The organism is Vibrio sp. 2-2(8) (genome assembly GCF_963888495.1).
Taxonomy (GTDB): domain Bacteria; phylum Pseudomonadota; class Gammaproteobacteria; order Enterobacterales; family Vibrionaceae; genus Vibrio; species Vibrio anguillarum.
Window position 1 is genome coordinate 1 of the sequence record NZ_CAWPJM010000018.1, and the last position, 8,429, is coordinate 8,429.

Annotated in this window: 9 protein-coding genes; 2 read left to right on the plus strand and 7 right to left on the minus strand. The window is 39.4% G+C overall.

Going from position 1 to position 8,429, the window contains the following annotated elements; genetic code table 11:
* Window positions 1–250: 250 nt before the first annotated feature.
* From AACV12_RS06260 to AACV12_RS06275, 4 genes are all read right to left on the minus strand, one after another.
* Window positions 251–1,129: a DUF6602 domain-containing protein gene (locus AACV12_RS06260; RefSeq protein WP_170901570.1), complete on the minus strand. Its 879-nt coding sequence runs from the start codon at window positions 1,127–1,129 to the stop codon at window positions 251–253.
* 142 nt (window positions 1,130–1,271) lie between these two features.
* A complete protein-coding gene (locus AACV12_RS06265) occupies window positions 1,272–1,559 on the minus strand; it encodes a type II toxin-antitoxin system RelE family toxin (protein WP_000221356.1) in 288 nt (95 codons plus the stop codon).
* Complete coding sequence (locus AACV12_RS06270; protein WP_001250181.1) at window positions 1,549–1,800, minus strand: type II toxin-antitoxin system Phd/YefM family antitoxin; 252 nt, start codon at window positions 1,798–1,800, stop codon at window positions 1,549–1,551. Before AACV12_RS06270 ends, AACV12_RS06265 begins: the two co-directional genes overlap by 11 nt.
* Before the next feature lie 662 nt (window positions 1,801–2,462).
* Window positions 2,463–3,290 (minus strand): HEPN domain-containing protein, encoded by an 828-nt coding sequence (locus AACV12_RS06275; protein WP_001035095.1) that lies wholly within the window; start codon window positions 3,288–3,290, stop codon window positions 2,463–2,465.
* Between the two features lie 684 nt (window positions 3,291–3,974).
* On the opposite strand from AACV12_RS06275, the gene AACV12_RS06280 reads away from it, so the two are divergent.
* Window positions 3,975–4,205 carry a PAS factor family protein gene (locus AACV12_RS06280; RefSeq protein ID WP_013868597.1) on the plus strand — a complete coding sequence of 77 codons (231 nt, stop codon included), beginning with the start codon at window positions 3,975–3,977 and terminating at the stop codon, window positions 4,203–4,205.
* A 119-nt stretch (window positions 4,206–4,324) separates the two neighbouring features.
* Here AACV12_RS06280 and AACV12_RS06285 read toward each other — a convergent pair whose 3' ends face one another.
* Window positions 4,325–4,531, minus strand: a complete 207-nt coding sequence (locus AACV12_RS06285; RefSeq protein ID WP_083250237.1) for a DUF1289 domain-containing protein — start codon at window positions 4,529–4,531, stop codon at window positions 4,325–4,327.
* A 205-nt stretch (window positions 4,532–4,736) separates the two neighbouring features.
* Complete coding sequence (locus tag AACV12_RS06290) at window positions 4,737–5,519, minus strand: restriction endonuclease (RefSeq protein ID WP_049877279.1); 783 nt, start codon at window positions 5,517–5,519, stop codon at window positions 4,737–4,739.
* A gap of 222 nt (window positions 5,520–5,741) precedes the next feature.
* On the opposite strand from AACV12_RS06290, the gene AACV12_RS06295 reads away from it, so the two are divergent.
* Complete coding sequence (locus AACV12_RS06295; RefSeq protein WP_013868597.1) at window positions 5,742–5,972, plus strand: PAS factor family protein; 231 nt, start codon at window positions 5,742–5,744, stop codon at window positions 5,970–5,972.
* Between the two features lie 119 nt (window positions 5,973–6,091).
* Here AACV12_RS06295 and AACV12_RS06300 read toward each other — a convergent pair whose 3' ends face one another.
* Window positions 6,092–6,292 carry a DUF1289 domain-containing protein gene (locus AACV12_RS06300; RefSeq protein ID WP_082069745.1) on the minus strand — a complete coding sequence of 67 codons (201 nt, stop codon included), beginning with the start codon at window positions 6,290–6,292 and terminating at the stop codon, window positions 6,092–6,094.
* Window positions 6,293–8,429 lie beyond the last annotated feature (2,137 nt).

Genomic DNA, 8,429 nt, shown 5'->3' on the forward strand with positions numbered 1-8,429 from the left:
TGCTCCCGTAATGGCAATAAACATCGCAACGCCAGATAGAACTAATGTCTGCGTTTTTAATTTTTGAACTTCTTCACTGAACTTAAACAAACAACACTCCGACTTTATATTAATTTACATAACGCCCAATTAAGGGGTGAACAACGCCTCCACCCAAACCTAAAGCATTGTGCCATAAACACTAAATTTGAAGTAGAAGCAAAAGTGCCAAGCGTTGAGAATCCCTCTTAAATTGCTTGTTAAATGAATTTTATTCCTCAGAGTTAGTCAAAGTAGCACCAGTAGCATTAGCGATAATCGCTGGCCAATACATATCTTTTAAATCGATAGCGTTCAGCGCATAGATTATTGTCGACAAGCCAATTCCGAATGCTTTCCCTTGGGTATTAGGGATATGATTCATGCTACTCTCTCCCTTAACCAGAAAAGGAGAAGTAAATACACCTCCTATCGCTGGCACAACAATATGATCTTTACCGCCAATGATTAAGTCCGGAAAGTTAAGATCTGGTTCATAACGAGGGGAATTCGAGTCCGTTCTCAAATTGCATTGAAGATGTAGAGGCATAGAGTCTACTAATTGCTCCCTTGAACTTCTATTTAGCTTGATATTTCTCGCTAGAATACACCCGTACATTGGATTACGAATTTTCGGCCACCCTATGGAACCTTGGGAAGCAGAGTTAAATTTGACATAACGATCAATATCACCAATATGCTTTGGAGAGCGCGCTAAACTTTTCGCTAGATGCACCTGATTGACTGCTTTCAGCAAACTTTGACCATCAGACATGTCACCTTCTACATGTAATGTATTTTTGGCTTCGATATAAGCATATACCGCTTCTGCCGGTATAAATTGCTTACGCCATAAACTGTCTTCATTTAGCATTCTGAGAATAGGAAATCGATGCTTATCATAAATGATAATGTCATCTCCGGCTTGAGCACCATCTTTTGTAATTATATGCCCTCGACATACACCATACTTCTCCGGTAAGAAGGTTTTAAGTAGTTTACAGATGCCAATTTCAAACTCATCACCGACATCAAAATTGTAAATAGTCTCGATCTCATTGAGTATCGCTTCAACTCGAACATTAATTTTTGCAACAAAATCGTTGTACATATGCTTCCCAATTCATTTAACGCCCGCTTAAGGGGCAGCCAACGCTACTACTGACTTTCCGCATAACACCATAATCACAAAAACCAACGCATAGTAAAAATGCCACGCGTTGGCTGTCCCTCTTGAAGCGTTTGTTATGCCGCTAGCTGAAGCGTGAAGCCAGCTTCTTATAAACAGCGTCTTTATCTCGTTTACCAACAGCGAGTACATAAACGACAACTTCATTATCGATGACTTCATAAGCCAAACGATAACCAGATGTACGAAGTTTGATTTTGTAAACAGAATCATAACCTCGTAATTTTGATGATGGGACGTGGGGGTTTTCTAGCCTTTCTTTGAGTTTCTTTTTAAATTGACTCTGAATCGTTGGCGCTAGCTTACTCCACTCCTTTTGGGCTGCAGGCAAAAACTTTAACTTATAAGTCATCAATATTGATTTCCACAGCTTGCGACAAATCACCACGACGACTATCTACTATTTGGGAAAGCTCATAATCATCAAGCATATCCATCAGATACTCGTAAGTTTCAGCCGGTACAAGGTAAGCTGCGGGTTTGTTGTGGTTAAGGATCGCAATAGCTGAACCATCAGCCTCGTTCAAAAGAGCAGTTGGATTTTTCTTTAACTCTGAAATACTGGCAGAGCAATTCGCTAGTACCTGTCTCATAACTTCACCATATAAGCATTAAAATCAGACCTAATTTTAGACCTTAATTTAAGTAATTGCTAGAGGTTTACAAAAGAGGCATAACGCCCGGCTAAGGGGTTGACAACGCACCGCCAAACTCAAAAAACACACTGTAAACACTGAACTTCAATTTTGCACTAAAACCGCCAAGCGTTGGCAATCCCTCTTGAGCCGTTTGTTAGGCCAACCAATTGACACCTGCACTTTCAAAACTAAAGAACAAGGCTTCTTTTCAAACCAAAACAAACTAACCGATTCATTTATATAACAAAATATCAAATCAGAAAAGAAACAAAAAACTCAAATTGAGCGATTTGGAAGAAAAGTGACGAGCGTAGCATGCTCGGCGGACGTTTGGATGCTGAAGGTTATTTTGCCGCTGAATTTACAACGCTAAACAACCTAACGCGATCAAGAAACAACAAATATGTGATGACGATTTATTGCTTAAGCTCAGCCTGAGAACATGGAATTTACCGTTCAATTTCGACTCGTTTTAGCTGATAAAAACTCACCTTGCCTAACGCCCGCCTAAGGGGCTGGCAACGCATTACCACAAAACCCAAACACAACAACCGAAACCACCGCAGCTCAATGGGACTGGAAACGCCACGCGTTGACAGTCCCTCTTGAGGCGTTTGTTATATTTTTTCGGCACTTTTAGGAAAGGTTTCAGATATAAAAAAATATCTTAGTAGATGTTGGTCCACTTTCTTTGCTATTTCTCTTATTATCAAGCATTTATCAGCAACTTCTCGTAAATCCAAATTTACAGGTTCCCCATGAGCGATTTTGTTTCTTATATCTCTTATACCATGGAAATCACTTACCTCTTGTTCTGAGAGTTCTAGAGAGAATCCATCTGAAAGTAAATCTGGAATTTCAACAGAACGTAGATTACTCAAACGCTCAACTAGCATCTTTATGCCATAGGTTGAAAATTGTTCACTTGGAAATCTGTACCCTAAACCTTCAAGCTTATCGCTTGCCGAAACATACTGTTGATAGGATTTAACCTTATTTGCTCTTCTTATTTTTCGTCTTAGCTTCTCAATGTCTTGGCTATCATTTGTAATATGATCTAGTGTTTTCTTCTTGGCATTAGCAAGTAATTGATCTCTACCACCATGAGAATCAATAAATTCATAAATTACATCATGAACATACGATTCGAAAAAACTAAAATTACTGAGCAATGTATACTTAGCTAATTTTTGTTTATATCCTACAGCTCGTCCCTTAAGTTCAGTATTCATTTTATTTTGCTGTTCACGCGAAACATCTCCTTTCGGAGCGTAATGATCAGCTTTGGTCATTGAATCTATAACACCTTTCTCAAATAGCTGAATATTTCGTTTTAATGTAGGAACAGCCGAACATACTAGGACTGAAAACTCAAATGCATCTTGGGTTTGAGTTTTCCATTTCTCATACGCATTCGTATGAATATTTAATATCTTTTTATTCATTTAACCAACTTAAAAATATAACGCCCGGCTAAGGGGTTGACAACGCATAGCCGAACTCAAAAAACACACCGTAAACACTGAGCTTCAATTTTGTACTAAAGTCGCCAAGCGTTGGCAATCCCTCTTGAGCCGTTTGTTAGGCCAACCGATTGACACCGACACTTTCAAAACTAAAGAACGAACTTTTTTATAAACTTAAAACCAACTAACCGATTCATTTATAAACCAAAATGCTGAATCAGCAAAGAAACAAAAAAACTCAAATTGAGCGATTTGGAAGAAAAGTGACGAGCGTAGCATTCTCGGCGGACGTTTGGATGCTGAAGATTATTTTGCCGCTAAATTCACAACGAAAAGCAACCCAACACGATCAAGAAACAACAAATATGTGATGACGATTTATTGCTTAAGTCCAGCCATGAGAACATGGAATTCACCGTTCAATTCAAACCCGATTTAGCTGATAAAAACTCACTTTGCCTAACGCCCGGCTAAGGGGTTGACAACGCACCGCCGAACTTAAAAAACACACTGTAAACACTGAACTTCAATTTTGCACTAAAGCCGCCACGCGTTGGCAATCCCTCTTGAGCCGTTTGTTATGTGATTGTTGCACAAGATTTACATTAAGGGCTCAGCTATAATCCATAAGCACCAAGTTAACTATAATAATATGGACATGATATGAAAGCTCTTATTTATGAAACACTTATTAGCCTTGCAAACCAAGACCCTGAACAACATGCAAAAATTCGCGAAAATCTGTATGAACAGTTGGGCTTGCCTTTGGACAAACAATTAGCTCTATACTCTAGAGCCCTTGGGCCAGCAAGTTCAGGAAAACTTGAAAATGACCAAGCGATCAATAATGCAGTTGAAAGTGCCATTAAGCTGCTAGAAACACCTGAGCACTAGCCTTGCATTACTAAATATCAACGGCCCACGACGTCAAGGGCCGTTTTTATATGCTCATTTTCTAACAAACTCTCAGCCAATTTAGACAAAATTATCACCAGTAGTACTTTTAGATAAAACTAAAACCTCGATTTTTGAGCCAATTTCCTTCTTTGACAACATACGATAAGAATCTTGTTCTTTTCAATTATCGTTGAAGAATGCCAATCAATAATTTCATTCAACGATCTAAAACATCCCAAACAAATATCCATTTCATCTAAACAGCACTGTCTAATACACGGTGACTTGGGCTCTTCGACCTCACTCATTTTCCTATCTTTCATAACAAAAATCCTATCACATTTCCGCAGTAGTCTTTATTAACGAAATCATAGTAAAGAATTCGGCGTACACTAGCACATAACGCCCTGTTAAGGTGTGAGCAACGCAATACCAATGCTCCCGCATACCACCTTAACCACTAAAACTAACGCATAGTAAAAATGCCACGCGTTGCGAATCACTCTTAAACAGTTTGTTATGTATATATTACGACTGATCTAACAAAAATCGGGACTTCAACTCGTCAAGCGAGTATGAGATTCCTGGCCAAAGCCCGTCAGGACCAGAGCCATGTAACATTAGGGCAAAACTAACTTTACCCTTGCCTAAGTTGGCTGTTTCAAACAAGAACTTTAAAGAGTGCTGCGGTAACCCTCTGACTACATAATCCTTTTTATCAGGCAGTGCTTCTAAATACTCACGTGCATCAAGCTTAGAAATAAATAACGGAATTAAATACTTCTTAAAAACTATGCCGTCCGAACGTGAATAATAACTACCTGTTAATCCATCAGTCGAAATTTCCATTAGACACCAAAAAGGCTCACCTATATATGATTCATCAGGTAATGCGACTGACTCTATTCTTTTCGCTACCAATATATTTAAGGTCGGTAAGTCATCTAGCGTCAAAAGCTGAATATCATAGTGCTTGGCATAGTCTTTAGCTCCTTGTTGATAACCACTCTTACTTACAAAAATGCCCTGAATGTTACCAATATCCTGTAGTTTTCCATGAAAATCGATGACATCTGATTTCTGAACTCTTCGAGATTTAAATTTGCACTCAAATGCAACCTTGTGGACAACACCTGATCTCTCAAATTGATAGTAAACATCCACTTCGTGCTTGGCACCTGACTTTCCAACCAATATGACATTACTACTTACCACTACACCTTCATCACGGAGGTTCAACAAGCTTGAATATACATACTGTACGTAGCTTTCTAAGTCTTTAGGTTTATTAATCAATCTATCATGGAACACTCAGAATCTCCCATATACATAACGCCCGGCTAAGGGGTTGACAACGCACCGCCGAACTTAAAAAACACACTGTAAACACTGAACTTCAATTTTGCACTAAAATCGCCAAGCGTTGGCAATCCCTCTTGAGCCGTTTGTTATGTGATTGTTGCACAAGATTTACATTAAGGGCTCAGCTATAATCCATACGCACCAAGTTAACTATAATAAAATGGACATGATATGAAAGCTCTTATTTATGAAACACTTATTAGCCTTGCAAACCAAGACCCTGAACAACATGCAAAAATTCGCGAAAATCTGTATGAACAGTTGGGCTTGCCTTTGGACAAACAATTAGCTCTATACTCTAGAGCTCTTGGGCCAGCAAGTTCAGGAAAACTTGAAAATGACCAAGCGATCAATAATGCAGTTGAAAGTGCAATTAAGCTGCTAGAAACACCTGAGCACTAGCCTTGCATTACTAAATATCAGCGGCCCACGACGTCAAGGGCCGTTTTTATATGCTCATTTTCTAACAAATTCTCAGCCAACTTAGACAAAATTATCACCAGTAATACTTTTAGAGAAAGCTAAAACCTCGATTTTTGAGCCAATTCCCTTCTTTGACGGCATGCGATAAGAATCTTGTTCTTTTCAATTATCGTTGAAGAATGCCAGTCAATAATTTCATTCAACGATCTGAAACATCCCAAACAAATATCCATTTCATCTAAACAGCACTGTCTAATGCACGGTGACTTGGGGACCTCACTCATTTTCCTATCCTCCATAACAAAAATCCTATCACATTTCCGCAGTAGTCTTTATTAACGAAATCATAGTAAAGAATTCGGCGTACACTAGCACATAACGCCCTGTTAAGGGGTGAGCAACGCAATACCGAAGCCGCAGCATACCACCTTAATCACTAAAACCAACGCATAGTGAAAATGCCACGCGTTGCGAATCCCTCTTGAACAGTTTGTTATGTGCCTTACAACGTGGTGATTAATTGCCAATTACCCTCAAAAAAACACCTATATCGGTAATCATCCACTGATACTTTTTTCCCTTTAGTTCGGGATAGTAGCGCTGTATTTGGAAATACAGTTCCTCAAATGCTTGATTAACGTCGTGCTCAGATGGTTTATGAATTAGTGTACGACTCGTCTTTTTCTTGTGGTACTTAAAATGATTAGTTAAACCTGAATCTAACAGCGACCAACTAAAATCTAGTTCCCTAATAATATTATCCATCCTCACTACTCTTTATCTTGCAAAGCATACCGATATGGCACATAACGCCCGGCTAAGGGGTTGACAACGCACCGCCGAACTTAAAAAACACACTTAAACACTGAACTTCAATTTTGAACTAAAGCCGCCACGCGTTGGCAATCCCTCTTGAGCCGTTTGTTAGGCCAACCGATTGACACCGACACTTTTAAAACTAAAGAACGAACTTTTTTATAAACTTAAAACAAACTAACCGATTAATTTATAAACCAAAATGCCAAATCAGCAAAGAAACAAAAAACTCAAATTTAGCGATTTGGAAGAAAAGTGACGAGCGTAGCATGCTCGGCGGACGTTTGGATGCTGAAGGTTATTTCACCGATGAATTCATAGCGATAAACAACCCAACGCGATCAAGAAACAACAAATATGTGATGACTATTTATTGCCTAACTTAAGCCAGAAAACCTTGAATTTATCGTTCAATTTCAACTCGATTTAGCTGATAAAAACTCACCTTGCCTAACGCCCGGCTAAGGGGTTGACAACACACCGCCGAACTTAAAAAACACACTGTAATCACTGAACTTCAATTTTGCACTAAAATCGCCAAGCGTTGGCAATCCCTCTTGAGCCGTTTGTTATGCAAATTCAATGAGATAAACCGAATTTATACGACCAAAAGCCACGATTGCAATGGTTGAGTGATTCAAGAATCAACCCAAGCCAGAGCCGTGATAAATGAGCCGCCAAAACAAAGCCCACCTTTCAGCAACAAACCAAGCTTTTGAATGAGACAAACTCAACAAGCAAGACTTTCAGCAAGTGCAAAATGCTCGATTAACTTGCCCTTTCCACACTTTGCGCCCGCTGAATTGACAACAAAACAGCACCAAAACTCATTGAGGCAAACATAGAACCTTGCCTGTTTTACGGCTTGAGTGGACCAAGAATTTTAGGATAAAAATGCTCATTTGCCGACAATACAAAACGAATGGCCGGAGAAATCTAAAAAGATTGAACCCCTAAATTTACCTGAGTTGCATAACGCCCGGCTAAGGGGTTGACAACGCACCACCGAACTCAAAAAACCACTGTAAACGCTGAACTTCAATTTTGCACTAAAGTCGCCACGCGTTGGCAATCCCTCTTGAGCCGTTTGTTATGCAAATTCAATAAGATAAACCAACTTTACTCGATCAAAAGCCACGATTGCAATGGTTGAGTAATTCAAGAATCAACCGAAGCCAGAGCCGTGATAAATAAGCCGCCAAAACAAAGTCCACCTTTCAGCAACAAACCAAGCTTTTGAATGAGACAAACCCTACAAGCAATACTTTCAGCAAGTGCAAAATGCTCGATTAACTTGCCCTTTCCACACTTTGCGCACGCTGAATTGGCAACAAACCAGCACCAAAACTCATTGAGGCAAACAAAGAACTTTGCCTGTTTTACGGCTTGAGTTAACCACGAATTTTAGGGTAAAAAAGCTCATTTGCCGACAACATAAAACGAATGGCCGGAGAAACCTAAAAAGATTGAACCCCTAAATTTACCTGAGTTGCATAACGCCCGCTTAAGTGGTGAGCAACGCGGCCACGACACTCAATTATTACACCGTAAACACCTTAATCAATGCAAACAAAAACCGCCAAGCGTTGCGAATCCGTCTTGAAGCGTTTGTTAGTTGAA